This is a genomic window from Sphingomonas sp. CCH21-G11, assembly GCF_001555965.1.
Taxonomy (GTDB): domain Bacteria; phylum Pseudomonadota; class Alphaproteobacteria; order Sphingomonadales; family Sphingomonadaceae; genus Sphingomonas.
The window spans coordinates 54,047-79,787 of sequence record NZ_LSHX01000052.1; the positions used below are offsets into that span (position 1 = coordinate 54,047).

Annotated in this window: 22 protein-coding genes and 2 pseudogenes; 3 read left to right on the top strand and 21 right to left on the bottom strand. The window is 60.3% G+C overall.

What is annotated here, in order from left to right; genetic code table 11:
• Positions 1-7 precede the first annotated feature (7 nt).
• The 7 genes from pglZ to AX676_RS13930 form a co-directional block, all read right to left on the bottom strand.
• Entirely contained in the window at positions 8-2,515 is a 2,508-nt protein-coding gene (pglZ, locus tag AX676_RS13900; RefSeq protein WP_066478878.1) for a BREX-1 system phosphatase PglZ type A, read from the bottom strand.
• The gene (gene pglX / locus AX676_RS13905) at positions 2,508-6,038 is read right to left on the bottom strand and encodes a BREX-1 system adenine-specific DNA-methyltransferase PglX (RefSeq protein ID WP_066478879.1); all 3,531 of its coding nucleotides are present in this window, start codon (positions 6,036-6,038) and stop codon (positions 2,508-2,510) included. Before pglX ends, pglZ begins: the two co-directional genes overlap by 8 nt.
• The gene (brxC, locus tag AX676_RS13910) at positions 6,038-9,577 is read right to left on the bottom strand and encodes a BREX system P-loop protein BrxC (RefSeq protein ID WP_066478880.1); all 3,540 of its coding nucleotides are present in this window, start codon (positions 9,575-9,577) and stop codon (positions 6,038-6,040) included. The genes pglX and brxC overlap by 1 nt, the downstream gene beginning before the upstream one ends.
• Positions 9,578-9,580: 3 nt before the next feature.
• On the bottom strand, positions 9,581-10,186 hold the full coding sequence (locus AX676_RS13915; RefSeq protein WP_066478889.1) for a DUF1788 domain-containing protein: 606 nt from the start codon (positions 10,184-10,186) through the stop codon (positions 9,581-9,583).
• Positions 10,186-10,788, bottom strand: a complete 603-nt coding sequence (locus AX676_RS13920) for a DUF1819 family protein (RefSeq protein ID WP_066478891.1) — start codon at positions 10,786-10,788, stop codon at positions 10,186-10,188. The genes AX676_RS13915 and AX676_RS13920 overlap by 1 nt, the downstream gene beginning before the upstream one ends.
• Positions 10,785-11,687 (bottom strand): WYL domain-containing protein, encoded by a 903-nt coding sequence (locus AX676_RS13925; protein ID WP_009450526.1) that lies wholly within the window; start codon positions 11,685-11,687, stop codon positions 10,785-10,787. Before AX676_RS13925 ends, AX676_RS13920 begins: the two co-directional genes overlap by 4 nt.
• 266 nt (positions 11,688-11,953) lie before the next feature.
• A complete protein-coding gene (locus tag AX676_RS13930; protein ID WP_066478893.1) occupies positions 11,954-12,925 on the bottom strand; it encodes a LysR family transcriptional regulator in 972 nt (323 codons plus the stop codon).
• 207 nt (positions 12,926-13,132) lie between these two features.
• Here AX676_RS13930 and AX676_RS17450 point away from each other — a divergent pair.
• Positions 13,133-13,627, top strand: a pseudogene (locus AX676_RS17450) (TetR/AcrR family transcriptional regulator); the annotation flags it as partial.
• Positions 13,628-13,720: 93 nt separating this feature from the next.
• On the opposite strand, the pseudogene traG reads toward AX676_RS17450, so the two are convergent.
• From traG to AX676_RS13995, 14 genes and pseudogenes are all read right to left on the bottom strand, one after another.
• A pseudogene (traG, locus tag AX676_RS13935) lies at positions 13,721-15,121 on the bottom strand (IncP-type conjugal transfer protein TraG); the annotation flags it as partial.
• 175 nt (positions 15,122-15,296) lie between these two features.
• A complete protein-coding gene (locus AX676_RS18515; protein WP_066478896.1) occupies positions 15,297-17,369 on the bottom strand; it encodes a relaxase/mobilization nuclease domain-containing protein in 2,073 nt (690 codons plus the stop codon).
• Positions 17,370-17,682: 313 nt separating this feature from the next.
• On the bottom strand, positions 17,683-18,393 hold the full coding sequence (locus AX676_RS13945) for a lytic transglycosylase domain-containing protein (protein WP_066478899.1): 711 nt from the start codon (positions 18,391-18,393) through the stop codon (positions 17,683-17,685).
• A 4-nt stretch (positions 18,394-18,397) separates the two neighbouring features.
• On the bottom strand, positions 18,398-18,733 hold the full coding sequence (locus tag AX676_RS13950; protein ID WP_066478904.1) for a DUF736 domain-containing protein: 336 nt from the start codon (positions 18,731-18,733) through the stop codon (positions 18,398-18,400).
• A gap of 35 nt (positions 18,734-18,768) precedes the next feature.
• Positions 18,769-19,314 carry a S26 family signal peptidase gene (locus AX676_RS13955; RefSeq protein WP_066478908.1) on the bottom strand — a complete coding sequence of 182 codons (546 nt, stop codon included), beginning with the start codon at positions 19,312-19,314 and terminating at the stop codon, positions 18,769-18,771.
• Complete coding sequence (locus AX676_RS13960) at positions 19,311-19,829, bottom strand: DUF2840 domain-containing protein (protein WP_066478910.1); 519 nt, start codon at positions 19,827-19,829, stop codon at positions 19,311-19,313. The genes AX676_RS13955 and AX676_RS13960 overlap by 4 nt, the downstream gene beginning before the upstream one ends.
• Positions 19,826-20,080, bottom strand: coding sequence for a hypothetical protein (locus tag AX676_RS13965; RefSeq protein WP_066478912.1), 255 nt, complete (start codon positions 20,078-20,080; stop codon positions 19,826-19,828). The genes AX676_RS13960 and AX676_RS13965 overlap by 4 nt, the downstream gene beginning before the upstream one ends.
• Positions 20,077-20,730: a ParA family partition ATPase gene (parA, locus tag AX676_RS13970; protein ID WP_066478914.1), complete on the bottom strand. Its 654-nt coding sequence runs from the start codon at positions 20,728-20,730 to the stop codon at positions 20,077-20,079. Before parA ends, AX676_RS13965 begins: the two co-directional genes overlap by 4 nt.
• Positions 20,727-21,776, bottom strand: a complete 1,050-nt coding sequence (locus AX676_RS13975) for a replication initiator protein A (protein WP_066478916.1) — start codon at positions 21,774-21,776, stop codon at positions 20,727-20,729. Before AX676_RS13975 ends, parA begins: the two co-directional genes overlap by 4 nt.
• 115 nt (positions 21,777-21,891) lie before the next feature.
• Positions 21,892-22,173: a helix-turn-helix transcriptional regulator gene (locus tag AX676_RS13980; protein ID WP_010336149.1), complete on the bottom strand. Its 282-nt coding sequence runs from the start codon at positions 22,171-22,173 to the stop codon at positions 21,892-21,894.
• A gap of 136 nt (positions 22,174-22,309) precedes the next feature.
• The gene (locus AX676_RS13985; RefSeq protein WP_066479066.1) at positions 22,310-22,813 is read right to left on the bottom strand and encodes a DUF2285 domain-containing protein; all 504 of its coding nucleotides are present in this window, start codon (positions 22,811-22,813) and stop codon (positions 22,310-22,312) included.
• On the bottom strand, positions 22,743-23,075 hold the full coding sequence (locus tag AX676_RS18570; protein ID WP_293334005.1) for a transcriptional regulator domain-containing protein: 333 nt from the start codon (positions 23,073-23,075) through the stop codon (positions 22,743-22,745). Before AX676_RS18570 ends, AX676_RS13985 begins: the two co-directional genes overlap by 71 nt.
• 127 nt (positions 23,076-23,202) lie before the next feature.
• Positions 23,203-23,478 carry a DNA -binding domain-containing protein gene (locus AX676_RS13990; RefSeq protein WP_066479069.1) on the bottom strand — a complete coding sequence of 92 codons (276 nt, stop codon included), beginning with the start codon at positions 23,476-23,478 and terminating at the stop codon, positions 23,203-23,205.
• Positions 23,479-23,538: 60 nt separating this feature from the next.
• Positions 23,539-23,805 (bottom strand): helix-turn-helix domain-containing protein, encoded by a 267-nt coding sequence (locus tag AX676_RS13995; protein WP_010336146.1) that lies wholly within the window; start codon positions 23,803-23,805, stop codon positions 23,539-23,541.
• Positions 23,806-24,124: 319 nt separating this feature from the next.
• Here AX676_RS13995 and AX676_RS14000 point away from each other — a divergent pair, with 319 nt between their 5' ends.
• Both AX676_RS14000 and AX676_RS14005 read left to right on the top strand, forming a co-directional pair.
• Entirely contained in the window at positions 24,125-24,445 is a 321-nt protein-coding gene (locus AX676_RS14000) for a helix-turn-helix domain-containing protein (protein ID WP_010336145.1), read from the top strand.
• Positions 24,423-25,664 (top strand): type II toxin-antitoxin system HipA family toxin, encoded by a 1,242-nt coding sequence (locus AX676_RS14005; protein ID WP_066478917.1) that lies wholly within the window; start codon positions 24,423-24,425, stop codon positions 25,662-25,664. The genes AX676_RS14000 and AX676_RS14005 overlap by 23 nt, the downstream gene beginning before the upstream one ends.
• Positions 25,665-25,741: the final 77 nt, after the last annotated feature.

Consider the following 25,741-nt stretch of genomic DNA (forward strand, 5'->3'; position numbering starts at 1 on the left):
CGGCACCTCAGAAATCGAAATCTGTACTGATCCCGCGCTTCAACAGCAGCGGCTGCGAAGCGTGATCTTCGAAATGGCTGGTCTTGCCGATGCGCGTTCGCAGCTTCAGGAAGACTGTCTGATTATTATAGGCGTCTGCCGCCTTGGACAGCAGGAAGCTCCGCGACAGCTCGCGCTCGCGCGGGTTCTCAGACGTGAAATCGAATTCCAACTCGGCTTCGTCTGAGATGAGTGTTTTATCGTCGGCAAAGATGGCTGCATGCACCTGCCGGGGCTGCTGCTTGTCGGTCACTGGCTCCGCCTGATAGAAGGTGACCTGGATCTGGCCCGTGGTGATCTGAGCACGGGGTGGCGGAATGATCTGCACCGAAACCTGTCCGACATCCTCCTTGCGCTGCTTGCCGACACGCAGGACCGGCAGGACGATCTCCTGCAGGCTCGCCCCGCCATGGACAAAGCGGCTGCCCGATCCCTTGACGCGCAGGCGGTTGATCGAGTTTGGAATCAGGATGTCCTGACCACCCTCCAGGCCAAGCTGTGCGGCAGAGAACTTCTTCATGCCGCCACTGCTGTTAAGGCCTCGGCCGATCACGAAGCGGCGGTTGCGTGTAACGATCTCGCCTTCCGGCTCGCTCAGCGCGAAGCCGCTCTCTTCCAGAGCCTTGTGTTGCCACAAGAAGCCGTGATCGGCGGTGATCAGGATGTTCGAGAAGTTGGCCGAGGTCAGCTTCCGCACCAGCTTCACCAGATCCTCGATGGCAGTCTCTGCCGCAGCGGGGACATTTTCCTCCGTGGCGAGCTTGTCGCCAATTGCGTCGATCTGGTTGTGATACAGATAGAGGACATCATGATCCCGGAAGAGGTCTTTACCCTCCGATGATCCCAGATTCATGAAATCCTTCGCCGCGAGAACCTTTACCCGGTCTCCAGTCCGGCCCGCAGCAAGAGCCTTTTCACGAGCGGCGGCCCCCATGGTGCTTTCACCGTTCAGCAGCACCAGATCATTGTCGTCGCGGATCGCCAGTTGCCGGTGCGGCAACAGCGCCGCCATGCCAAGCTGCGTGTAGCTCGGCAAAACCCCGATCATTGGCTTCAGTTCAGCATCGAACCGATTGAGCTTGCGGATCTCGCGTAGCGCCTCTTCGGCCACCTCATAGCGCAGCGCATCCGAGATGATGACGACGACCTTCTGATCCTTGCGCCGGTATTCAGCGGCCTGTTCCCGATAGAAATCCACCTGACGCGGAAAGCCTGGGACCGCCCAGTCCGTCAGGCGGGCAACCTCATCCTGCCAGGCATCGTTCAGCTTGAGCACGAAATTCGTAGTGTAACGGTTCTCAACCGCCTCATAGAGCGCGGACAGCAGCCCCGACTGACCGCTTTTCTGCATGTGATAGATGAACTTGCGATAGAGCTGGTCCAGTCGAAACCAGCTTGCGGAATAGCGCTTCACACCATCGGACAGGCTGGTCATCGTCAGATCAGCCTCGGCCAGCGCCTGCTGAAACTCGGTCGCATAGCCAATGGCCTGATAGACATCCGCGTAACGGCTATACCAATGGCTCTGGCGGCGATCGCGCACCCATTTCAGCACATCTGTCGCCGACAGGCTCTGCCGGGCAAGCCCCTCAACGATGGCGACAACGATCCTCCGATCCACTTCCTCGAAGTGATCATGCGGCATCAGGCTACGGAAATCGCGGGAAGCCAGATCGTCCCTGATCTTCAGCACGTCCTGATAATCGCCCGACAGCTTCTCGAACGCCTCACCCCACCGGCGCGAGGCGCTCCAGCGGCGGAACATCAACGCGGCATCAGGATTCAGGCGGGCAGCCTCTCCCATGGCCCGCGCCCAGGCGCTGGAAAACAGCGTGATGGCGAAATCCTGAAAATCCGGCGCATCCGCCGCATAGCCATAACGCGCTGTCACTTCCTTCCAGAAGAACTCTGACAGCCCGACACGATCCACCAGCTTCAGCGCGTCATCACGGCCTTCAGCCAGTTCGGCCAGCAACGCCTCGATCACCGTATCGAGATCGCCATCCGCACCGACGCAGACCGCCAGCATCTTGCGGCGGACATCGTTGGCGCTTTGCGATGGCCGCTCGCGCTCGATCGCGCGAAGCGCTTCCAGCCGCTTGCCGGAACGGTAAAATTCGGCGTGATCGCGCACGGCGGCTTCATACTTCGCCGGAATGCCGAGATCAGCCACCCAGATCGCCGCCTGATCGGCGCGGAACACGGCGCTGGCCAGTTGCACATCCAGCAGCCAATTCTCAGGCATCGGCGGCTCGGGGCCGTCCTTATAGAGCAGGAACCGTGCCTTCGGCTCCTGCCGCAGCATGCGGTATTTCAGGCCGAATTCGTTGTTGGTGATCTCCACCTTGCTGACGCCGGGCAGATCAACCGCATCGAATGCCTCGCGCAGATCGCGGGCGACGTCATACCAGAAGACGATGCGATGTCCCTGATCTTCATAGAGCCGCATCAGGCCGGCGGTGATGCGGTCAGTCATCCGCAGCCTCCAGCCCCTTGATCGGCTTCAGCGCACCGGCGAACAGCGGATAGTTGCGCTTCACCCCGTCATCGAGATCGATGGCAATCTTCTGCTGCGCCATCGGATAGACGACTTCGCGTTCCCACTCGGTCAGCTCGGCAATCTGTTTGATGACTGTAGCCGTTTCCTTCTGCGCCTTTGTTTGCTGAGCGGGCGTAGCTGCAGGATCGACGGCCAGCTTTTCCAGCCGTGTGCGCTCCACCTCCAGCTTATGGATGAATTCGCGCACATACTGGTTCAGAACGACCGAGACGGTGTCTGGCCGGTAGCGGTGCATATAGATCAGCGCATTAAAGGTGCCCTTGGGGCTAGAGAACATCCAGTAGATCGGGCGCTTCTTGTAGCGGCGGACATGATAGTCGAAGAAGTCCCTGTTGAACCACTTGCGCAGATCCTTGCCGAGGGCGGTTTCGATGAAGGCGAGGTTTTCCCGGAACTTAGCCTCGCCAAAGGTGACGCGCAGGAAGTCGCGGGCGCGGGTGACGATGTCATCGGCGAACCAGTCAGCATCCAGCACCGGGATGACATTGTCGCGGTCGGGCGCGAATGTCGGCTCTGGCACCCGGGCGAGATAATCCTCGATCCCTTCGCCCTGATTGGCGAGAATCAGGCCGGGCGCGTCGAGGCTGTAGCGCCCGAACATGCAGCCCACAGCATAGTGGAGGAATTCGGCCACCGTATCCTCGCGCAGCCGCGCCTCGCGGTCCTCTTCCGAACCCTTCACGCCATAACGATAGGCCGGGTTGCAGGTGAGCGTGATCTCCTCGATCGGCACTCCGGGTGTGAGTTCGTCAGCCAGGCCATAAGCGTCGATGAAAATGCGGTTGTTCTCTTCCTCCAGCCGCTGCATCTCATCCGTCATGCCCTGCCAATGAGTGCGGAGATTGGCATAGGTATCCGCCAGCGACTCAGCACGATGTTCGAACGAGAGCACGGGGAGCGTGGTGAAGTCCCAGGAGGTTTCGTAAGCGTCCCAGTCGGATCTGGCGATGCTGACAAGCCTCTCAGTTGGAGCTCTCAGCTGCTGTTGCAATACAGATGCAAAACTCGCTGGCAGCTTTGAAATATCGCCGGGCTGATAATTCAACGTTGGTGAAATCAGAGGGAAAACCTCCGTCATCACACACGAATTAATAAAGGCCATCACAGCGTTAAACGAATACCCATCCTTTGTAAAAAGTGAGGAACCCGCATTATCGAATAGCGAAAATGAACTCCCACGCGCAGACGTTTTTCCGCTCGTTAAAGCATTCCAGGTGACGCCACTCTTAAATATGAAATCTAGATTATAGTTATGCGACCGGACTTTTCCGGTGCTTTCATCCTTGAAATTCTGAATTCGCTGACCATCGCCCTCCCAGTCAACGAAGAAATCACAATTCCCAGCCCACTTTCTGAACTCCCCACCTTTTTGATATGGGAACCAGCGAGCGCCGCTTTGAGCCGCCTCATCACGGTTAGCAGCCACTCGGTATGATTTCTCGAAAGACACTTCCGACCACAGGCGCAAAAACTGATTATTGTCTGCTGTTGCCATTCCCAATCGGGTAAAAGCTGCCTCTCCAAGGAGCCCCTTAACAAAAAGTCCCCTCAAGTTATTGCTAGCCGAATATGCAATGGGGCTGCCCGGTATTTTCTCGAAATCCTCTGCCGAGGCACGATAGAGCCTGCCACAGTTCGGATTCTGAATGGCTTCTTTAAGCTGCGCCTCTTTTTCAGCCTCGGAACTTCCATCTACAAGACGGATGAACGTGCCTTCGTGATTCAAGCTATGGGCATTCTCGATCACGAACGCAGTGGTGGAAACCACCGCCCCGCCGATGCTGTCAAAAGCCCGTTCTCCCAAATGCGCCATGGACAGGATCATGGCATCCGACAGCAACTTCACACGTAGCTTTTCATAGGATGACAGGAACATCCACGACTGCATGTTTATCATCGCCATCAGGCCGTGCTTGGCGCAAAGCCCAAGCGCTCGCTCCATGAACACAGCGAAAAGATCGGATTTGCTGTCTGGATAGCTAGCCTTGACGAAGTCGCCCAGTTTTCCGTTCATACCTTTGCCGCCCATATAAGGTGGGTTGGCGACGGCGACGTGATACTTGGACGACAGCGCCTCGGCCATTCGCAGCACGGCCACAACGCGCTTCTGCACCTCCGTCAACAGCAAGTCAGAGCCAAAATCCCGCACCTCCACCACCCGCAGCGTCTCGGCCGGATCACGCAGTTTCGGCACAATCAGCGAGCCAAAGTTCTTCGCCTGCTCGAACTGCCCCAGCGTCTCGCGCAGCTCATCAGTGAACAGATCCTTGCCCACCACAGCGGCAACATCCTGCATCTCGGCAGGCGTGAAGCGCACATCCTGCAGCACGACGATGTCGGGCTTCGCCTCCATCCGCAGGAACCGCCGCCGCCCCAGCCTTGCCGCCGCCTTCATCGACAGCGCGAAGGCCGCCAGCGCCCCGGCGCGGTCGTCAATCTCGATGCCGGTCAGGTTATGCTTCAGGATCAGGCCGGGGATCTCGGCCGCGTCATGGCCTTCCTCGGCATAGATTTCATAGAGCAGGTCAAACGCATAGGTCAGCATATGGCCCGAGCCACAGGCCGGATCGCAGATGCGGATATCCTCGGGCCGGGTAATCCGCAGAAAATTCGTCTCCGGCTCTTCCGGCGCGATGTAATAGTCCATCTTCGCCGCCAGCTTCGATTGCGGACGGTTCAGTAGCCACAGCCGCCCAAGCGAGTTTTCCACCAGGTAGCGGACAATCCAGTGCGGGGTGAACAGCTGTGTTGCGGCGGGGATATTCTCCGCAGTGATCTTCTGGTTCTTTTTCAGGCCGGCAAAAACCTGATCCTTCTTCTCGCTGATATAGAACTGGTACAGCCAGCCGATGATCTCAACATCCTGACAGGCATCTTCGGTCATCACCTCGCGCAGGCGGGCAAGGATACTGTCCGGCGACAGAAGATCGTCGGGTATCAGTAGTTCGGTATAATCCTCGGCCCGGTCGAGCATATCGGCGCGCTCGAACATATAGGGCATCGCGCCGTGCCATTCGTTGCAGGCATGGATCAGCAGCAGTCGATAGGCCTCCGCCTGCCCATCATGGGCGGGGCGGGTGCCGTTCAGATATTCGGCGATCTCTGGCCGGGCGCGATCCGGCAGGTTACCAGCCATCGCCTCGGCCAGAATCTCGGGCCGGGTAGCGCCGTCTGCGGGCGACACCACGCGCGGGTTGGTCAGGCCCGTGACATCCATGAAGCGCAACGCGGTGAAGCGGTTGAACCATGTATAGGCCGCATGCTCGATCACCTGGGCGCGGTTGCTGTTGGCGGCGACCTCCAGCTTCGCAATCGCTTTGGGATGCTCGCGGCGAGCCGCTGCGCCTTCGGCCAGCACCATGTCCAGCCGGGCAGTGACCTGATCGATCAGCAGGTTGCGCGCGCTTTGCGCAAATTTCTTCAGGGCGTTGGTATCCATCAGACAATCACTTTCTTGCCCGCGCCGATCTCGGCCAGCAGAGTCTTTTTCATCTCGTCGAGGTAGCGGGTCACATCGTCCGCATCTTCGAGATAGGTTTTCGCGAAGGGGACGATGATCGACTGCGCCTTGATGTATTGGGGCTTGGCCGGTGCCGGTGGCACATATGGTTTAGCCGGAGCTTCAGCCACGCCACCGGAAGGTTCGGGCTGGGGCGCGGGCGTCGGTGTTGGTGCAGGTGTCAGCTCCGCAATGCGCGTCAGCGTGTCAGCCAGAAGATTGGAACGCACCTCGGTCACCAGATTGCGCAAGGCCGGGATCAGGCTCTGTGCGGCAAGGCCCGATTTCCGCGCAGCAAGCTCTTCGCGGATGCGCGCCTGCTGTTCGGGCGGCAGTGCGCCAAACTCCGAAGTCTGGGCGACTTTTCCGGCAACCTCGTCAATCGCTGTGATGACAGCGGTGCGCTCAGCCAGAACAGTTTGCTCGATACGCTCCTTCAGGGCGTAGAAATCCGTCTTCAGTTCCTGAATTGCGGTGCCCTTGTAGCACTGCGGATCCTCAAGAACCTGACGCAGTTTGTCGGCGGCAGCACCTTCGGAATAGCCAAGGTTCTGATCCTGCTTGGTCAGGAAAGAACGCACCTCATCGTAGATGCCTTTTTGTGGTCCGCGCATGAAGCTGCGGACTTTGTCGAAGACATCCTCTTTTGCATCAAGAAGCTGGTCTTCCTGCCCGATCGGGCCGGTGATGAACCAGGTCGCCGACTGGTCGCGCATCCCATCCAGCATGGTGCGCAGGGGATCGAGGGCGGCGGCAAAGGGATAGGCTGCAATGGCGCGACTCTCCTGCTCGACATCGCCGAGCAGCTTGCGCAGTTGCGTCTGCCACTCCGCACCCAAACTGCGCGCGTCATTGCCAGAGGCTGGAAGATCGAACAGCTCCTGAAACAGTTCGCGCGATTTGCGGATCTGGGCAGCAGTGAACTCGATCTGCGGGGAAAGCAGAATGTTGCCAAGGGCATGGCTGTTGCGCAGCCCCTGCACCAGCGCATCCCCTTCCAGCAAAGCACTGTCGGCCCGAGCCTCAAGCTTGCCGCGCGCGACAAGGCTCGCGGTCAGGCAGAGAACCGCGATGGCGGGCCAGCCATAAGGTTTTGCTCCGAACTTCTCGACCAAAGCTTTGACCGAGACCCGCGTCCCAAGGCGCATCTGAGCCTGAGCATGATTCAGCACGTCCTGCTCGGCTTCGGTCAGACCGCTGCCTTCGCCGCCAAAAAGCCCGCCATCAACGCGTCCGGCTCGTCCAAGATCTGCTTCGGTGTAAGTGGCGCCGCGCAGGACAGGCAGGCTGGTATAGACCTTGTCCACCAAGACCTGGAAACCTTTGACCAGCCGATCCTGCGGATCTTCGCCACCGATCTCCAGCTCGGCACCGCGCACGAAGAGCCGAGCATCCGCGATAAGGCCGCGTAGCCGCTGCACCAGTTCCTTTTCGCGCCGTGTATTCTGGTCACGCTTTTCCGCAATGATACGATCACGACCGGGTTGGGCATCCCCGCTGGTGACCTGACGCGCAAATTTTACGGTCTGGAGCCAGAGGACGAGATCGCGCGTAAAACGCACATCACGCCCGAGTAGGACAATCATCTCATCGCTTGCCATGCTGTTCGAACGAACCACATCCGGTGCGTCGGAATCGTCGCTGAACGGCGAGATGATATTGACGGAAAGCTCATGTTCCCGGTTCAGGCTGTGGCCGTCAAGCTTGCGGGTGAAAGCGTAATCGACACCCGTGCCGGCATGCTTGATCTTGCCGTGACGGAGGATCGCGCCGAACGCCAGTTCATCTAGCTGCCGTTCTATCTCGGCGGGATCGACGACGATTGCCTTGATCTCGGCCTCGACGTCCTTTTCCTCATTGGTGAGGAATTCATAGACCTCGCCGTTGCGCTGGATCAGCGTCTGACGCTCCAGAAGCGACGAGGCCTCCTCGATATTGCGGCGCTGCTCGGTCTGGTTCGCCTCGAACCGGGACAACAGGAGGATCGATATGTTGCGGGCAGTCGGTTTGAATTCCTTGACGTATTTGACAAGGAACAACACCTTCAGCACCCGCACGGCAAAATCATCGCCAAGGTTCTTTTCAGCCAGTTGGATTGACTGCTGAACCGATGATTTCAGGGCGGTGCGAATCCCCTCAAACATCAGGTCAAAGGTCGCCAGCCCCCCAACCGGCGTGTCGGCCAGCTTTTTGGCCACCTCCTGAAACACCCCCAGCATAGAGCGTTCGCCGACCGAGCTGTGCTTGCCCTCAAACGCGTTATGTTGCGAGAGGCCCATGATCGCGCGCTGGAACAGGTCATACTGGTAGTTCGGGAACGGGTAGCTCGCGACGAACTGGTCTTTTCCGGAGAAGTTCCTGAACTTGAAGGAATTATCTCCAAAATCGAACAGAGTGCGCAGGTTGTTTTCCTCAGCATCATAAAGATTGCCAAGGGTGATCTGACCAGCCTCGGTCTTGGCCAGCAGACGGCGCTGGATGACTTCGGCCACATCCTGAGAGTTCAGCGGCATCCGGTTGGCAAAGCGCGCCTGGATTTTCGAGAAGTCATTCTCCTGCTGCGCCGTCAGATCCCCGATGACCGAACCCATGTCCTGCTGGGCGGTGACAACAATCCAGGCCTGCCCCTTGCATTTCGTGTTCAGGCTTTCGGCAATGGTCTGCAGGTTCGTCATGAGCTTGACGTTGTCGGCGATATACTGCCCCACCTCATCGACGAAGAAATTCAGCCGGAACTTCGGCCCCTGCGCATCGATCCACGACTTCACCATATTGGCGAAATCCTCGATCGAAACCTTCGTATCCTTACGATACTGGCCAAGAATATCCTTGACCTCATCGCCCGTGACCTCGTCAAAGGCGGCGGCAATGTGCTTGCCTTCCATCAGAGCCTGTTCGCGCCCGCGCTCCCAAGGCTTTCCGGAAGACTGCGCAAAGGCCGCCTTGAAGGCATCGAGCTTGCCTCGACTGTCCAGATCACGCTCGAACTGCGCGATATGCGGGAGCTTGCCATAGTAGCCGCACATCTCGTCAAAGACCTTCTGGAAGACGGCGAGAAGCGCATCGACATCCGCCTTCGAGATCACATCCGCCTTCTGGTCGATATTGAACAAGACCGACCGGGATGGAATCGACACTGCCTTGCGCAAAGCCCCCGCCAGCATCGGGTTTCCCGCAAGCTTCCGCTCAAAGATTTCGACGGCACGCTGCCCTTCGACCTCGTCATTCTCCAGCAGAAGGGCGAGCATCTTCAGCAGGTGAGACTTACCTGACCCGAAGAAGCCAGAAATCCACACGCCGTTCGCGGTATCATAATTGTTGTAGGCGTCGAGGAATTGCTCCAGCCGAGCGCCGATCTCATTGGTGATGACATATTCATCGAGCTCGGTCAGGAGGCTGGCCTTGTCGTCAGCCTTGATCACCCCATCGATCGAACGGTCGACCGGCTTGGCAAAGATATCACGCAGAAAAGTAGCCATCGGTCAGACCTCGTAATTCATGATATTGAACGCGCGGTAGTATTTGTCGTCATGGAGTAAGCCGAACAATTCCAGCGATGCTCCTGTCGCCAGCGCGTGCGTGTATTTTCCCGGAAAGAACATGACCGTCGGGCGATCTTTCGCGGTGCTTTGCAGGTTGTTGAGTACGTTGTGCGACCGCAGGTAGGGGTAAACCTCGCCTACGCCTGACAGGAAGATCACGTCGTGCGGGACTTCTTCGATGTGCCGCGCAATCTTTGGAATGAGGTGTGCCTGCGGGTCCAGAACCCCCTGCAACAGTTCCTTGAGCTCCGCCTTTTCCGTTTCGGCTTCAACCTCAAGGATCTGCTCGAAGATACCCCGGTCTTCGAGGATCCTGATCGAAAGGTCATAGAGATCAATATCAAGTACGCGCACACCGGCGTGGCTCAGCCGGGCGATCAGATCCTCGCGATCCTCGCCCAGGCTCAGTCCGTCTTCGGCATCAAAAGCGCAGATAAAAAAGGGAACCTCGTTTCCCAGCCCTTGCTTTTGCAAGAACCGATCGCTGGAAACTACCCTGAATAGGTGCTCGGCGCGGGCGCGCCGATCAGTTTTCGTGCCCACCATTACCCCCCATTTCCGGGAAAGACCTGCAAGTCCGCCGGATTACTCTCCTCAATCAGCCGCTTCATGCGCCCCGATAACCAAATCGGCTGAATTCTACCCTCGACGCTTATCAAACCAACTTCACGTAGTATACGAAACAAGACCTGACGCAATTTTGCGCAGGTTGAAGCTGAAAGAGCGGCGAGGCCGGGATCGCTTTCAGCCTTCTCCGCGAGAAAGCGGTCAAAAACCTCATGGCCCAGGTGGAGCCGCCATGATTGGTAGCGTTCGCTGATCACCTCGACTGCGAATTCGTGGACAAAACGATAGGTCCGGCAGACCGCCAGCCACATCATCGCCTGCTGCTCGGCGCGGTCAGCCTCTACCGACAGGTAATGACGTTCGGCATCAGAGAGATGGCCTATCCGGTCGTACACTTCACGAAGCGCGCGGGTTTGCGAGGCCAGTTTGGGTAAGGATGACGCGCCCTGGGCCAGCAAACGCTCACGAGCAGATGCCCAGTTCTCACCGGGTTGATAAGCTTGAGCAATCACGATGCTCTCATTGAGCATCAGCCCGCCCACGCCAAAGGACATCCGATATTTCGCTGCGGCCACCATCATTTAGGTACCGCCCCGCTTGCTGTGTCAGCCTCATCGAACTCATGCTGCGCACGCTCAAGGGCGGCGGCAACCTCGTCTTCGTCAGCCGCAACGATATGCTGGGTCCGGGGATCACGCAGCCTAGCCCCATCAAGGAGTCCTAGCCGCTTGAGCACATAGAACAGCATGGCGTAGCGAACTGTCAGCACAGCGCGCCCGTCCGCCATGTTGTAATCCTTTGCGACCACCGCCTGCTGACCGACCGACAGATCAGGATGCGGCACAAGGGTGATATCGAAGGTTTCCTGCCACAGCCGGTCCTGTGCCGCAGCAGCACCTGGCTCGCCGAACTCGCCGAATCCAAGGACACGCGAAAGCAGGAAATCCTTGAAGCGCTCCGTCTCATGGCACCAGGCCCGCACATGCCAGCGCAGACCATCAAAGCCGAAGGCATGCGGGGTAATCCGCCGCCATGCCGGATCGGGCCGATCGCGGTTCATGGATTGGTAGTGAAGGTCCAGCGACCTTTCCTCCCGCACTGCCGCCAGAACTGAACGCAGAACTTCGGTATCGACCTTACGGCGCAAAGTCAGAGCGATATCCATGTCAGGCGGGGCAGCGAGCCAGTTCGCCCCCGCGTCGGCGAAACCTTCCGCCATCGATCGGAGCCGCATGAGATAGGCGTCCGGGTCCGGGTCTAGAAACACCGGCTGAAATTCCGGGCCGGCTACGTAGCGGCGAGCGCTTTTGTCATAGACCGCATTCTGCGGCGCACGCTCCTGATAATGGGTCAAGTCCTTTGACGCCTGCGGAACGGAGACGCCAAACGTATCGATCAGGTCAGAGCGATTGACACCCCCCTCCCAGAACAGGCGGAATTCGATGAACTCCAACCGCCTCTCGACACCCCATTTCAGCATTGCTCGTCCCGCCGCACTTGAAAGGATAAAAAGTATATGGGACACCTTGCGATGTCCGTATATTTTCTATTCTAACAAACCTCAAACTGTCAAGCCCGAGGAAGGCCGGATGCGCACCGTGTCACCGTGCACAAACACGGCGGGGCAAAAGCGCTATCGAAGTCGGTCAGCCTGGACGTGGGCAGGGCCACGACATCTTCGATACCGACACGGTCGATGTCGATTGCAGCCAATGCTACGGCGTGATCGTACAGTACCGTCAAACCCTATTTTCGCCGGGCCAGCCCTGTCAGCGATCGTGCCAGGCTCAACAACCGCCGAGACGCCGGATTGTCGTTTTGCGCGGACCAGACCATGCTGAACGGCAGCACCTCGTCCGCAAGTTCCCGGTAGGTGATCCCTGGAAACTGGGCGACGGTCGTTGCTTCGCTCGTCAGAGTGAGGCCGCGACCGAGAGCGACCAGCGATAGGATATTGTCGCGGCCGACCTGCTGAGACTGAATATCGAGGTGGCGGCCGAGACCGGCAAGGTGAGCAACCAAATAGTCGTGGATCTCCTGACCCGGCGCAACGTCACTCACAATGAACCGCTCGGAGACCAAATCGCCCCAGCCAAGTTCCGGCTTGCCCGTCAAAGGGTGGTTATCGGGCAGCACCACGAAAACCTTCTCGCACCATAAATGCTCCGCCTCACAGCCATCCCATGCCGCGGTTCCCGTGATGAATGCGACGTCCAGACAAAGTTTCCGGACAGCCGCGATGTGCTCGGGCGGATTGCCGTCAATAAGGTCGACCTGCACGTTCGGGTGGCGCGTGCCGAAGGCACGCAACAGATCGAACAGAAATCCTGACGCAAGGGACGAAAATATCCCGACCTTGATCAGCCCTTGCTCCGCCCGGCCAACCGCCGCCACCTTGGTCACCCCAATGTCGATCTGACGAAGAGCATGGCGAGCGTTGCGCAGGAATTCCCGCCCGGCAACGGTCAACCGCACCCCGCCAGCATGTCGCAGAAAAAGCGACGCCCCGAGTTCATCTTCGAGATCACGGATTCGTCGGCTGATGGAGGATTCCTGCACAGAAAGCGCAGCAGCAGCCTTACGAAAACTCCCATAGTCGACGGCGGCAACAAAATATCGCAACTGGTTCAGCCGGACCGCAGATGTACCGGGTTTCCCCTCAACGACCTTTGTGAGGCTATCATCAGGCGAGGTCTGATTGTTCCCGATCACAGCCATGGTGCATCATCCGAAACAGCGTTCGGTTTCTGACGGGCATCCCGCCATCATCAACGCGAAAATCGATCTGTGTGCGTTCATCGGCTCTCCGCACGTCCTCAAACTAAACGACGTTCAGTTACCGAATGCTGCTTCTTGACTTCCGGCCCGTCAACGAAAAAAATAAATGTCGTTTAGTTTTCACGACAAGTTGCAACAGGCATCGGAATGGCCCGTCCCCGGAAAGAGCAAGAACTTGATATTGCTCGTCGTGCGATCGACGAAACGATCCGGCTGCTGTCAGAACGTGGCGACCTCGACGTCCCGCTGACTGCGGTCGCGCATGCCATCGGATGCACAGCGCCAGCGCTTTACGGCCATTTCCGCAACAAGAGCGCCTTGCTGCGCGCCGTTCGGGACGAAGGTTTCAACCAGCTCTACAGAGAAAAGCTGGCCGTCTTCCAGCAGATGCGTGGCAATCCATTCGGCTATTTGCGTGACGGCAGCTATGCCTATGTCCGCTTTGCGTTGGAAAACCCCACGCTGTACCGGCTGATGTTCACACCGCCGCCACGGCTCGGAGTCAGCGATGATCCATGGTCGGGCGAAGCTGGAAGACAGATACTAAATCTATTGCTGACGGGACTTCGCTGCTCTCAGGACCAAGGCTTTTTGCCCGGCATGGATCTGAGCCGTTACAGCTTTATGTTCTGGTCAACGGTACATGGTGCGGTAAGCCTCACCCTTCAGAACCGGGAAATGGATCAGCCCGCCAAATGGGACGCGACACGAGAGGCCGTCGATACGTTGATGGAAATCATCGCCGCGACGCGCAATGGCACGCACATGGCAGTTGTCGAGAATGGCGTTGTTCTGCCCATAGGCGCGCTCGATCTGGTTCAGGGATTGGGCGATCAGGAACGCTTTCAGGCCGTAGCCGGCCATGAAGGCCAGCGCGGATTCAAAGAAATCAAGCCGCCCGAGCGCGGGGAACTCGTCCAGCATCAACAGGAGACGGTGGCGTTTTTCGGTGGTTTCCAGTTCCTCGGTCAGCCGCCGCCCGACCTGATTGAGGATGAGGCGGATCAGCGGTTTTGTGCGATTGATGTCCGAGGGCGGTACGACGAGGTAGAGGCTGACGGGTTCTTTTGCTCCGACCAGATCAGCAATGCGCCAGTCGCAGCGGGCCGTCACGCGGGCCACGACCGGATCTCGGTAGAGGCCGAGAAAGGACATCGCCGTGGACAGCACGCCGGAGCGTTCGTTCTCGGATTTGTTCAGCAGCTCGCGTGCCGACGAAGCGATGACGGGATGCACACCGGCTTCGCCCAGATGCGGCGTGTCCATCATGGCGCGCAAGGTTGCCTCGACCGGACGGCGGGGATCGGACAGAAAACTCGCGACGCCGGCGAGCGTCTTTTCCTTCTCGGCGTAAAGGACATGCAGGATCGCGCCGACCAGCAGCGAATGGCTGGTCTTTTCCCAGTGGTTGCGCTTGTCGAGACTGCCCTCGGGATCGACCAGAATATCCGCGATGTTCTGGACATCGCGGACTTCCCATTCCCCCTGACGGACTTCCAGCAGCGGGTTGTAAGCTGCGGAATGCACATTGGTCGGATCGAACAGCAGGACGCGGCCGTGATGGGACCGGAAGCCGGCCGTCAGATTCCAGTTCTCACCCTTGATGTCGTGCACGATGCAACTTCCCGGCCAGGTCAGCAGCGTCGGCACAACGAGACCGACGCCTTTGCCTGATCGAGTGGGCGCGAAACAAAGGACATGCTCGGGGCCGTCGTGCCGGAGATAGTCCTTGCTGTGCCTGCCAAGGACCACGCCATCGGGACCGAGCAGTCCGGCAGCATGGATTTCCTTGTCCTCGGCCCATCGCGCCGAACCGTAGGTGGCGACGTTGCGCGCCTCGCGCGACCGAATGATCGACATGAAAAAAGCGGCGGCGATAGCGAACAACGCCCCGGACGTGGCGATGAACGCGCCCTCGGTGAAAATACCGGGCGCATAGGCGTCATAGGAAAACCACCACCAGAAGAAGGCCGGAGGATAATAGACCGGCCATCCCGCAACATCGAACCATGGATTGCCGAGCTGGGGCTGAAAGCCAAGGCGAAAGGCCACCCATTGTGTCGAAGTCCAGATCATCACCAGGACAATGATGAATACGACAATGATCTGGCCCCAGAGTATTCGGCCACCACGCATACAGGCTCCAATCGGCAAGGGAGATGGAGCCGATCAGAGAATAGACGTTTTCAAAAGCGACAACAGGAAAAGCAGGGGTGCCGTGTTGCCGGATACTATCGGCGGCACATCGGACAGGCCCTTTCAGATGCCGATGTCGACAGAACAATTTGCGAGGTGCCAGATCGGCAAAGGCTCAAATCCCGAGCCCTCGTGTTCGCCCCATTTGCCACGATACCGATCCACCCTGCACGATGCCCGCAACCTCGCGGCCGAGCTGGCGGTCGATCACTGGCCGCCATGGGACAAGAGTGAACTCGTGGTTCTTTTCGACAATGGCAAACTTGCCGCTCGATAGATGTGCGGTCCCGGTGAACTTGCCGCTGATATTTTCGCCATCGGCAGCCGCCCGGAACGGCAAGCCTTTGCTGCTGGCCATTTCCGCACCGACGCGGGCCACTTCCCTTTCTCGCAGATTGGCGAGCAGGTTGCGCCGATAGAGGATGCGTCCATTCTGCTGCCGCGTGGCATCGCCCTGTGCGATATGGTGTTCACGCCGCTGGTCCATAGCCTCGCGCACCTGCTGGCCGAACCCTGCCGGGGTAAGGTCAGAGGCGTCCGGTGTGACCAATCGCCGGTCCAACCAGGTCGCACCATCGGCGCCGATCTGCTTTTCCAGGTCGAAGGTCGAGACGACACGGATGCTGGCTTGCCGGTTGCGACCGGCATCATAGGCGGTGGCGCGGCTCTCGAAGTCTTCGGGGATGCGCCACTGGTCGGCGTCGATCCGCTCGGCAATCCTGGCCCGGCGTAGCGACTCCAATCGCCGGACATGGGCATCGACATAGCCCTCATAGTCGCCACCCGGCACACGTCCCTCGAACTTCGCCTGTTCGAGGTGGCGGCTAGGTCGGTAGATACCATTTTCCGAGATCGCAGCGATGGTGCGATCAGAGGGACGTTGTGCTGTATCGGCGGGACCGACTTCCACGATGCTGCCGATCCGGGCATCTTCGACGCGGGCCGGATCAATGCCGGGAAGATGGTGCGTGCGCCCGTCGATCCCGTCGACCACGAGGGTCAGCTTTTCACCCATCTCATCGGTCAGATATTTGTCGACGATGCGGCCGGTGATGGGTGCCGCGGGTGCGGCATCGTGAAGCTGGAAGGTCATCGGATCACGTTCCTGCCCATCGGCCTTCAGCGCCTCTTGCATGTTACGGATGATGTCACCGCGCTCACCGAGTTCACGCAGCGCTGGTTCCATCTTCGCGCCAAGCTCCCAGACGCCGGGTGCATATTCCGTTGCCAGCCTCATCTTCTCCAGTTTGGCGAGACGGCGCAGGCGAAGCGTGCGGTTGAACTGGCGGCGCGTGTTGTCGGGATCATGGCGCAGATCGAGGATCCGTTCATCGGCCTCTTCGGTCATTGCCCGGTCGATCCGGGTGAAGCGGTCCTGGTCGATTTCGGCAGTCAACTTGCGGCTCTGCTCGATCTCGGTGGCGGGTCCAAGTTCCAGCGTGGTCAGTTCGCTCGCCCGCTCACGAATACCATTGGCGAGATAGTCGCCATTGATGACCAGGTTCTCGCCCAGATCGTCCTTGCCCCGAACAATGACATGGACATGGGGATGGCCGGTATTGTGGTGATTGACAGCCACCCAATCGAGTTTCGTGCCAAGGTCGGCCTCGATGCGGCTCATCAGATCGCGGGTGTGTTCGGTGAGGTCGGAAAGATCGGCGGCATCTTCGGGCGAAACGATGAAGCGGAACTGGTGGCGATCATCCTTGCCGCGATCAAGGAAGGCATCTCCATCGGCGCGATCGTCGGTCGCCGAATAGAGCTGGCCGCGCTCGCCACCACGCGATGTCCCGTCTCGCTGGATGTAGCGCAGATGGGCAGCCCCTTTGCCATTCTTCCCCGCGCTCTGGACGTACCGGGTTTTGACGACGACGCGGCGCACGCCGGTCGCACTGTGCCGCCACCCGCCCGACAGGGTTTGGGCGCGGACAAAGGCCGCGCCACGGCCACGCTTGACGCCCGGACCTTTGCCAGCGCGCGATGCCTTCCCGCTCTTTCCGGCCGAACCAGATGAAGGCGACGAGGAAGTCCGTGATGCGAATGATGATGATCTGCCGGGGCTGTTGCTATGCTGACGCGCCAGCTTCTTTGCCTGCGTCAGAAAGCTCTTCGCCTTGCCCGCCTTCGGCACGTCCGACCTGATGCGGCCAGGCTTCGGGAGAAAGCGGTTCTCGTCGTCGCCACTCATCGTCGCATCCGAAGCCGTGACGGCGGAAAATCGGCCGATATTCGGTTAGAGTGCCGGTCAAAACCCTGCAACGCCAAGGCTTTGCGCCATATCGCGGTACGCGAGGCCCAAAAGCATGGTGCCGTGCGCCGCGTCCCAAAACAGTGTGCAGACAAGGGCTTGCCCAGAAACCGCCCCGACAGGGTGCCGGTTTCCTTTATCTTGCCCTCCGCCTTTCTTTCCCTTTTTGCCCTTCCTGCCGGGAATGCAGCCAGGCGACCCCTTGCCTGACTGCACACCGGAAGCGGACCGAAAGCGGGTGGAGACGCCATGTTCATGGCGCATCTCCATTGCTCACACGGGCCACGAATATGCCGCCGTCCTGCGGCTCCTGATCGACGGAAACGCGCAGAGGAAGGGTTGCGCGGGCGCCGTTCGACGGCTGATTGGCCGCCGCCGAATCGCCGCTGGATTGCGCAACGAAGAGCGGAGCTTCGCGCCAATCCGGCGGTGGCGGCGGCACGATCGTCGGCACATCAGGCGCAGTCGCACGCCCGAGAACCGGCGCGAGCGTGGCGACATAGGCGCGCGTTTCTGCGGGCAAAACGCGGCCCGTCGCCAGATGCTCGTCATAGCGACCGGGACCGGCATTGTAGGCGGCAAGCATGGCCGCAACATTGCCGTAGCGGTTCCACATCTCGCGCAGATACGCCGTGCCTGCGAGGATATTATCGCGCGGATCGTAAGGGTCGCGCCCGAGACCATGGCGGCGGCGCAGGCCCGCCCAGGTATCGGGCATGACCTGCATCAGTCCCATCGCGCCCGCCGATGAGATGGCGCGCACATCGCCCGCACTCTCCACACGCAGCACGGCCCGAATCCAGTGCTCTGGAATGCCGAAGCGCTGTGACGCCTCGGCAATGAAAGCAGCATGGGGATGCACGGTGACAGGCGCGGGTTGCGGCGTGATCTGCGCGATGGCCGGCATCGAGCCGCTGCCAGCCAACAGCAGGGCCGTGAAGAGAAGGAGGGCGCAGGATCGCATGATCTCAGTCCCGATCTTCGCGGGGCTTTGGACGGCTCCAGTGTAGCGACCATGACGAGCCTGCATCGTCATCGCGGAACAGGTTGGCGCGGATCGGCTGCGGCAAGGCGGGATCGTCAAGCAGTACCGAGAGATATTCGCCAGCCTTTTCGCCGGTACGTTTCCATGCAGCACCGACCTCCGGCCCGTCATGTTCAATGAAATGGACGCGATAGTCTGGCGCATTCTCCGCATCGGAATGTTCGGCGGGCACGATGACGAGATCGCGCTTCATGGTGAGCGTGACGAGCTGACCCGCGAAGCCGGATGCGTCACGCGCGAATTGACCGATCTGTGGCATGGTATGTCTCCTGTGTTGGTGGATTTGGCGTGAGTTCAATGCGTGACCGCCCGCCATTCGTAGCGGCCATCGCCTTCCTCATCGGTCCAGAGTGGAAGCGCCCGGCCGATGACGGAACTGGCGGGAACAGGTCCGAAGTAACGGCCGTCGAGGCTGTCCCGGATGTCCCAATTCATGAGGAAGAGTTCACCGTCGCCGATGATGCGGCAGCCCTGCCAGACCGGCAGATCGCGTCCCATGCGGTCGCGCTCCAGCGCGTCCCCCATCTCGACATTATCGACGGCAATGGTCGCACCGTGGCGGCAGACGCGCTGTCCCGGCAGGCCGAGGACACGCTTCAGCAGCGGCACGCCGCGCCCGATATAGCCGCGCTCAACCATGAACCGCTCCAGCGGTTCAGGCGGCATGATGGCGACGAGTTCGGGAATTTCGAGCGCATCGGCGGGAGCAACCGTGTAGAGGCCGATGGGCGCGCTGGCGGTCGCATTCCAGATCAGCCGGGTTGGCAGATCGGCGACAGCCGTGGCGACGAGCGTGCCAACGGCTATCATTGTCACGGCGAGGATATGACGGCGGCTCATGGTGCAATCCTCCGGCGGCTGACCCATGCGGCATGGCGCTCCGGGGTGTAGGGATTGGGTTCCTGGCCGGCACTCAAACGGTTGTGGACGTGCCGCCAATGATCCGGCGCAACATCCGCCGGATCGACGCCAAGCGCGTCCACGGCATCAATCAGGGCCAGCACCCGCTGGACTTGTCGCCAGCCGTCGATACGCAGCAGGATCTCGCCGCCAGGACGAACGAAGGGCACGGTCTGGTACGGTTCGCCACGCCCGACAGCGCGCAGGATGTCGAGCCGCGAAACGATGGTGCCGTAATCGTTGGAGGCCCAACGGACGAAGGCGAAGATGCTTTCGGGCGCAAAACCGATCAGACTGCGGCGGCGGTCGATAACCTGCTCAAAGCTCTTGCGGCCAAAGCGTATCCAGCGCTCGACCTTCTTCTTCTGGAAGGTCAGTTCGACCAATGTGGTGAACGGTGCAGGCCCGTCCGCCTGCGGATGTTCATGCGCAGCGCGCACGGTTTTGCCGGTCATGGCTGATCTCCTTCGATGGGTGGAAACTCGCGGACCAGCAGCTCGCGCAGCATCACGGCGACGGTGACGCCACGCCGGAAAGCGGCAACCTTGATGCGTCCGCGCAGTTCGGGCGCGATGTCGATGGTCAGGCGGGCGGTGAACGCCTCCGTAGCCGTCTTGCCGGTTGCCGGCGCATCGGCGGCTCTGACCCAGCTATCGGGATTGCCCGGACGCGATGCGAAGCCGGATTTGACGGGCGGACGTGTCATGGCGCGATCTTCCTGATACCGAGGCCATCGATCTCGGCCACCAGCGCTGTGACCTCCTGTGCGGCCCGTTGGCCGTCATCGGTCTCGGAGACCAGCCGTCCAGTCTGTGCGGCGTCTGCGAAGGCGACACGCTGGCCGACCGTTGTGGCCAGCAAGGGCGGATCATGGTCAGCCAGAGTCTCGGCCGTTTCGCGGGCGATGATGGTGCGCGCACCGCATCGGTTCAGCAGAAAACGGGCGGACAGCTCCGGGCGATAGATGCGTGCTTCGTTCAGAAGCGCCAGCATTTCGGCTGATGCCCAGCCGTCAAAGGGGGATGGCTGCACCGGGATCAGCACCAGATCGGCTGCAAGCAGCGCAGAGCGCATCAGACCAGCGACACGGGGTGGACCATCAATGACGACATGATCGGCGTCACGCGCCAGCTCCGGCGCATCTCTGTGCATGGTATCGCGGGCAAGGCCGATGACGGTGAACAGCCTTGGCAGCCCTTCATGGCTGCGCCGCTGCGACCAATCGAGTGCGGAGCCTTGCGGATCGGCATCGATCAGGATGACCCGCTTGCCTTGCGCAGCCCAGGCTCCGGCGAGATGCAGCGCCAGCGTCGTCTTGCCCACGCCGCCTTTCTGATTGAGGAGCGCAACAATCATCGCCGTCCTCCCGGTTTGCCGAGAGGAAGTTCAGGCGTGCTTGTTGACGCGGGCGATCCCTGCTTTGGGGGTGTCAGCTTGCCTTTATGGGCACCCGATCTGAGGGCCGCACCAGCCTTCGCGATGAGCTTTTCCACATCGCGCCGCCGCTCTTCAAAGTTAGATTCTGTGTTAGACTCTAAGTTAAGGGCGCAATTTTCGCTTTTGTTACCGAAGGATAGGAGGTGTTTGGGTTCCCGATAGCACGAGCCTCCGGTTCCTGATGGCACGATAGTCCGGGTTCCCGATAGCACGAGGCTATCCACAGGTTTTCCACAGGCCGGGACAGGCTCGAAAGCGAGCAGCATCCGGCCGCCGGTTTCGACCTCGGCGAACAGGGTGTAGCCGGGCAGCGGTTGGCGGCGGATAATGTCGCGCAGCTCGAAGGCGAAGCGCTTGAACGGCGAGAGACTGCCCGATTTCTGGTGCAGGTGACGGAAGTCGAACCGCCAACCGTTTCTTTGCCGCCCACCATGCTTACGCACCAGGCGATAGAGCCAGCGATCCAGCCCGCCGGTCAGATTGAAATAGGCCCGGTCGATGGTGAGGATCAGGGCGTCATCCAGAACCGCACTGTAGAACCAGTCGGGCACGATCATCTCGATGCCGTCCGGGCGGCCGTTGGCATCGGTCCGCTCATGCCATTCGTTGATCCACGAAAAACGATGGCGTCGTCCGTTGGCGCGCTGGCGGATCGAGGTTGCAACCGTGGTCGATTGCAGCCGGTCCAGCGCCGCCTTCAGGCGCTGATAGTCCCTCAGGGAGGTTCCGCGCCCTGTGAATGTCAGGATTTCATAAGGCGTTGCCGCCATCAGGCGCGACGTGCGCAGACCGGCGTCCCGCGCTTCCACGATCTGGCTGGCCGCCCAGATCAGTATATCGGCGTCCCAGATCGTCGCCATACCGTGATCGGGAACAGCTTCGACACGGATCGAGACGTTGCCCAGGGCAAAGTCAATCGGGCGGATACGGTGCGATTTGGAAAGGGAAAAGAAAGGATAGGCCATGAGATCCTGCGCGTCTCTTGGCGCGAATTCACCGGGAAGCGCCCGAAACAGATCGAGTTGTCCGCGTTCCGAGGCGGATGGATGCGGGGGCGCCATCAGGGGCTGACAGCCACGTTCAGCGCGTGATGCGCTTGGGCGAGGTGAACGCGGTCGGCGGCAGAGGTTTCGCCGGGAGAACCTGTCCGCGTGGGTCCGACGTGGAGGTGACCGATCCGCGCGCAACCCAGGCTGCGAGATCCTCGACCGAATAGACAACGCGGCCGCCGAGCTTGTGATAGGCAGGTCCCGTTCCGTAGGTTCTGTGCTTTTCCAGCGTGCGCGCGGACAGGCTGAGGAAATCGGCGGCTTCCTTGGTGCGCAGGTAGCGTGGCGGCAAGGCGGCGAGATCAGGTCGCATGGGGTGGCCTCCGTGGTTGTGCAGGATGCCGCTGACGATCAACGGCATGACATGCGCACGGTGGCGAAGGCGCGGCGGCATGGGGGATGAGGAAGATCGAAGGGGTAAAATCCTCACCCTCGATCAGACGTCAGCGTCAGGGTTTGCGACGATGGCGCAAAAGGTCCAGATAACCGCCGTCGATCAGCGCGGCGGCAGATCGGACAAGGGCGATGACAGAGGCGCGCAAAGCCGATGTCTTCCACGGTTCGGCCCGAACGCGCGCCTCTCCATAGATGGCGATGGCAATCTCACGATAAGTCGCTTGGTTGGCGTTTCCGTCAGCGGCTTGCATCCTCAGGCGGAACCGCCGGCGCTGATACGGCGTCATCCTGGGGTCGCGGCGCGCGGGTTTCCCGGCCAGCATGTGCCAGAGCCTGAGAATGGCGTCGAGCCGATCCGGCAGATTTTGGTCAAGTGGCAGGATGATCGCCGGCTGCGAATTGGCATCGGTGTCGGCGAGGATCAGATATTGAACGCCGTCGCTGGCGTCACAGACACCATATGTCCCCTCTGGTCCGCAGATGGCATCAGCAAGATCGACCGATAAGGCGGACGGAGAAGGCGGAAGAAAATCGGGCGCTGCCCCGAGCATCAGCATGTCCGGATTGGCAACAGGCGACCAGATGACCGGTTGGTCGAGCGCGGAAAAGCCGGGGTCTGCCGGGAAATCGCAACCCCCAGCGATGTTGGACGTCATCCGCAAAGGGAAGATGCCCGGCGCCTTGCGCTACAAGATCATCGAAACTGGCCTGATAGGAGGCGTTACGGCGCAGGCATTCCCAGGCGACGCCCTCAACGGGCAGCACATCGTAGAATTCATACTGGTCCTGGTCTCGCCAGCGGGATGTATCCGGCTTCATGCTCCGCTCCTGGTTGAAACTGCACAGGTGGAGCGTGAAAGAATTGCGGCGCCTCTACCGAGATGGAAGCCGGGACAAAGACATGGGGTGATGCTCTGAGGGCATCACTGGTGCGACGGCGCCGAGGTCAGGTCCGATCTGTCGGACGGCGGAGCAGCTGGCGATAGCCGCTCTGTGTCATCCAGCGCGCGCGGGCCAGATGGCTGTCATGGACCTGCCGGGCGCGCACTGGTTCCAGGGCGGGGTCGATACCGAACAGAATGTTGACGGCTTCGGTCCATTCCGCCCCATCATCGGCCGCATCGAGCAGCCGCATATAGAGCTTGATATGCGCGCGGTCATATTCGGTCAGCTCGTCGCTAACAGGTGCAATATCGTCGAAGGGGGGGAGCGGAGATGTCATGTCGCGGGTCGCCACAGAGCACAGGCCGCTGCAGCGGATCGATGATGCCGCCCGCGCCCGTCAGGCGTCATGGATCTGTCGGTGTCTCTTCTCCTCTTCCCCATGAACCAGCAATACTCCTTGCCCGCGATCCGTGGACAGGAGAACAATCCCTGCTGTTTCAAGCGCCCGGCGCACCTGATCCCGCGTTGTCTCATACACCTCGAGCCGGTTCTCGGACTCAAGGCGTTTCAGGGCAGTCAGCGATATTCGGGCCTTGTCAGCGAGCGTCTCCTGCGTCCAACCCAGCAACGCGCGTGCGGCCCGCGACTGTCGAGCGGTGATCATGCATGATCACCTCCCATCGCGACCGGCGCGCATTCCAGAACTACGGCTATTTTAGTCGCCTTCGCCCGATACGCCATACGAATTCGTCGAATCTGGCCAGGACGTTATCTACACGGCTGAGCATGCAGTCCGTCTGATTCGCCTGCATGCCGCAATTGCAGCACTTGTGCTGGCCGCAGTGCCGACCAGCGCAAGATGATCCCCAGACGCTCCATGGGAAATAATCGTGATATGTTTGGAGATCATTTTCTTTGCATTCTACACTGGATATGATACCTATCCAGATCAATGCAACAGGAATGATCCGTAAAGGCGCCACATGAAGGCGGAAAAAGAAGCACTGGGGCTGATCGGCGACCATTTTCGCCGCGCGCGTCTTGCAGCGGGGCTGACCCAGGAGCAAGTGGCCGATCTTGCCGGCATTTCGCGCCCGCGCTACCGCGACATCGAGACGGGAGCAGCGGCTGCGCGCACCACGACATTGATCAACATTGCCAGGGCGCTTGGGCTGGAAATGATGCTGGTTCCGCAGGCGATGGTGCCCGCCATCGAAGCGCTTTTGCGCCCCGATGCCGAGGACGATCATCCGGCCTTCAGCCCGCAACCGGAGAGCGACGATGACAGCCGCCCGTACCGCTGAGACCATCACCGCGCTGGACGTGTTCCTGAACAGTGCGAAGGTTGGCACGATCGTCAGGACGCCGGGTGATTTCAACGCCTTCAGCCTTGATCCGGCCTATCGCGCGGCCGGCGGCATCCCGGTTCTGAGCCTGTCCCTGCGCGCGGCATCAGGGGGCCTGCGCAAGGATCCGCGACCTGTCGCAGGCAGCCTGCCGCCCTTCTTTGCCAACCTGCTACCCGAAGACCGGCTGCGCGAGGCGATGGAAAAGCACCATGCGGGCAATGTGCGGCCGGGGAATGATTTCGATCTCCTGGCAGCTCTAGGCGCGGATCTGCCGGGTGCCGTTCGGGTGCTGCCCAGTGACGGTCAACCGGGCATCGGGGCGGCCCCATCCCAAGGGCGGCCAAAAGCCCGCTTCTCGCTGGCGGGCGTGCAGATGAAGCTCTCGGTGATGAAGAACACCGGCAAGGGTGGCGGACTGACCTTGCCGCTCGGGGATGACGAGGGCCAGTATATTGCAAAATTCCCCTCGACCGCCTTTCCGGGCGTGTCGGAAAACGAGTTTGCGAACCTCGCGCTTGCCGAAGCAATTGGCATGGACGTGCCCGAGCGGGAACTGGTCAGCCGAGACCAGTTCGAGGGGATACCCGAAGAGTTCGAAACACTTGCCGAGGGGCTGGTTCTGCTCGTGCGGCGTTTTGATCGCGGGACAGACGGGCAGCGCATCCATATCGAGGATTTCGCGCAGGTTTTCGGCCTGTACCCGGCGCGCAAATATGATGGCGCCGCCTCCCACGACATCGCCTCTGTGCTGAATGTTGCGATCTCGCCGTTCACCGCGCTGGAGTTTGTTCGGCGGCTGACCTTCTCGGTGGTCATGGGCAATGGCGACATGCACCTCAAGAACTGGTCGCTGATCTATCCGGGCGACGGCGACACGCCCGCTCTTGCACCGATCTACGACATGCTTTCGACCGTTCCCTATATTCCGGCAGATGGGCTGGCGCTGTCTCTGGGCGGCGAGCGAGCCTTCAAGGGCTTGGCTCCGGCCCGCTGGAAGACGGTTGCCAATCGGGCAAGGCTTCCTGAGCCAGCCGTACTCAAGGCCGTTCTCGAGACGGTGAAACGCATCGATGCGAAATGGTGGACACTGCCGGAACGCGAGGTGGTCCCCCCGCCCGTGCTGGAACGGATCGACGCCCATGTGAAAACCATGATCCCGATCCTGACGGGCTGAGCAATTCCAGCCCGGACAGGTCTCCGGGCCTGGCGGCTTTCCTGCTGGCATGAGAAAGGCCCCGACCTTGCGGCCGG

Excerpts from the sequence above, each read along its gene's own strand:
- pglZ (WP_066478878.1), bottom strand. The coding sequence starts at position 2,515 with ATGACTGACCGCATCACCGCCGGCCTGATGCGGCTCTATGAAGATCAG.
- pglX (WP_066478879.1), bottom strand. The coding sequence starts at position 6,038 with ATGGATACCAACGCCCTGAAGAAATTTGCGCAAAGCGCGCGCAACCTG.
- brxC (WP_066478880.1), bottom strand. The coding sequence starts at position 9,577 with ATGGCTACTTTTCTGCGTGATATCTTTGCCAAGCCGGTCGACCGTTCG.
- AX676_RS13915 (WP_066478889.1), bottom strand. The coding sequence starts at position 10,186 with ATGGTGGGCACGAAAACTGATCGGCGCGCCCGCGCCGAGCACCTATTC.
- AX676_RS13920 (WP_066478891.1), bottom strand. The coding sequence starts at position 10,788 with ATGATGGTGGCCGCAGCGAAATATCGGATGTCCTTTGGCGTGGGCGGG.
- AX676_RS13925 (WP_009450526.1), bottom strand. The coding sequence starts at position 11,687 with ATGCTGAAATGGGGTGTCGAGAGGCGGTTGGAGTTCATCGAATTCCGC.
- AX676_RS13930 (WP_066478893.1), bottom strand. The coding sequence starts at position 12,925 with ATGGCTGTGATCGGGAACAATCAGACCTCGCCTGATGATAGCCTCACA.
- AX676_RS18515 (WP_066478896.1), bottom strand. The coding sequence starts at position 17,369 with ATGAGTGGCGACGACGAGAACCGCTTTCTCCCGAAGCCTGGCCGCATC.
- AX676_RS13945 (WP_066478899.1), bottom strand. The coding sequence starts at position 18,393 with ATGCGATCCTGCGCCCTCCTTCTCTTCACGGCCCTGCTGTTGGCTGGC.
- AX676_RS13950 (WP_066478904.1), bottom strand. The coding sequence starts at position 18,733 with ATGCCACAGATCGGTCAATTCGCGCGTGACGCATCCGGCTTCGCGGGT.
- AX676_RS13955 (WP_066478908.1), bottom strand. The coding sequence starts at position 19,314 with ATGAGCCGCCGTCATATCCTCGCCGTGACAATGATAGCCGTTGGCACG.
- AX676_RS13960 (WP_066478910.1), bottom strand. The coding sequence starts at position 19,829 with ATGACCGGCAAAACCGTGCGCGCTGCGCATGAACATCCGCAGGCGGAC.
- AX676_RS13965 (WP_066478912.1), bottom strand. The coding sequence starts at position 20,080 with ATGACACGTCCGCCCGTCAAATCCGGCTTCGCATCGCGTCCGGGCAAT.
- parA (WP_066478914.1), bottom strand. The coding sequence starts at position 20,730 with ATGATTGTTGCGCTCCTCAATCAGAAAGGCGGCGTGGGCAAGACGACG.
- AX676_RS13975 (WP_066478916.1), bottom strand. The coding sequence starts at position 21,776 with ATGGCCTATCCTTTCTTTTCCCTTTCCAAATCGCACCGTATCCGCCCG.
- AX676_RS13980 (WP_010336149.1), bottom strand. The coding sequence starts at position 22,173 with ATGCGACCTGATCTCGCCGCCTTGCCGCCACGCTACCTGCGCACCAAG.
- AX676_RS13985 (WP_066479066.1), bottom strand. The coding sequence starts at position 22,813 with ATGCTGATGCTCGGGGCAGCGCCCGATTTTCTTCCGCCTTCTCCGTCC.
- AX676_RS18570 (WP_293334005.1), bottom strand. The coding sequence starts at position 23,075 with ATGAAGCCGGATACATCCCGCTGGCGAGACCAGGACCAGTATGAATTC.
- AX676_RS13990 (WP_066479069.1), bottom strand. The coding sequence starts at position 23,478 with ATGACATCTCCGCTCCCCCCCTTCGACGATATTGCACCTGTTAGCGAC.
- AX676_RS13995 (WP_010336146.1), bottom strand. The coding sequence starts at position 23,805 with ATGATCACCGCTCGACAGTCGCGGGCCGCACGCGCGTTGCTGGGTTGG.
- AX676_RS14000 (WP_010336145.1), top strand. The coding sequence starts at position 24,125 with ATGAAGGCGGAAAAAGAAGCACTGGGGCTGATCGGCGACCATTTTCGC.
- AX676_RS14005 (WP_066478917.1), top strand. The coding sequence starts at position 24,423 with ATGACAGCCGCCCGTACCGCTGAGACCATCACCGCGCTGGACGTGTTC.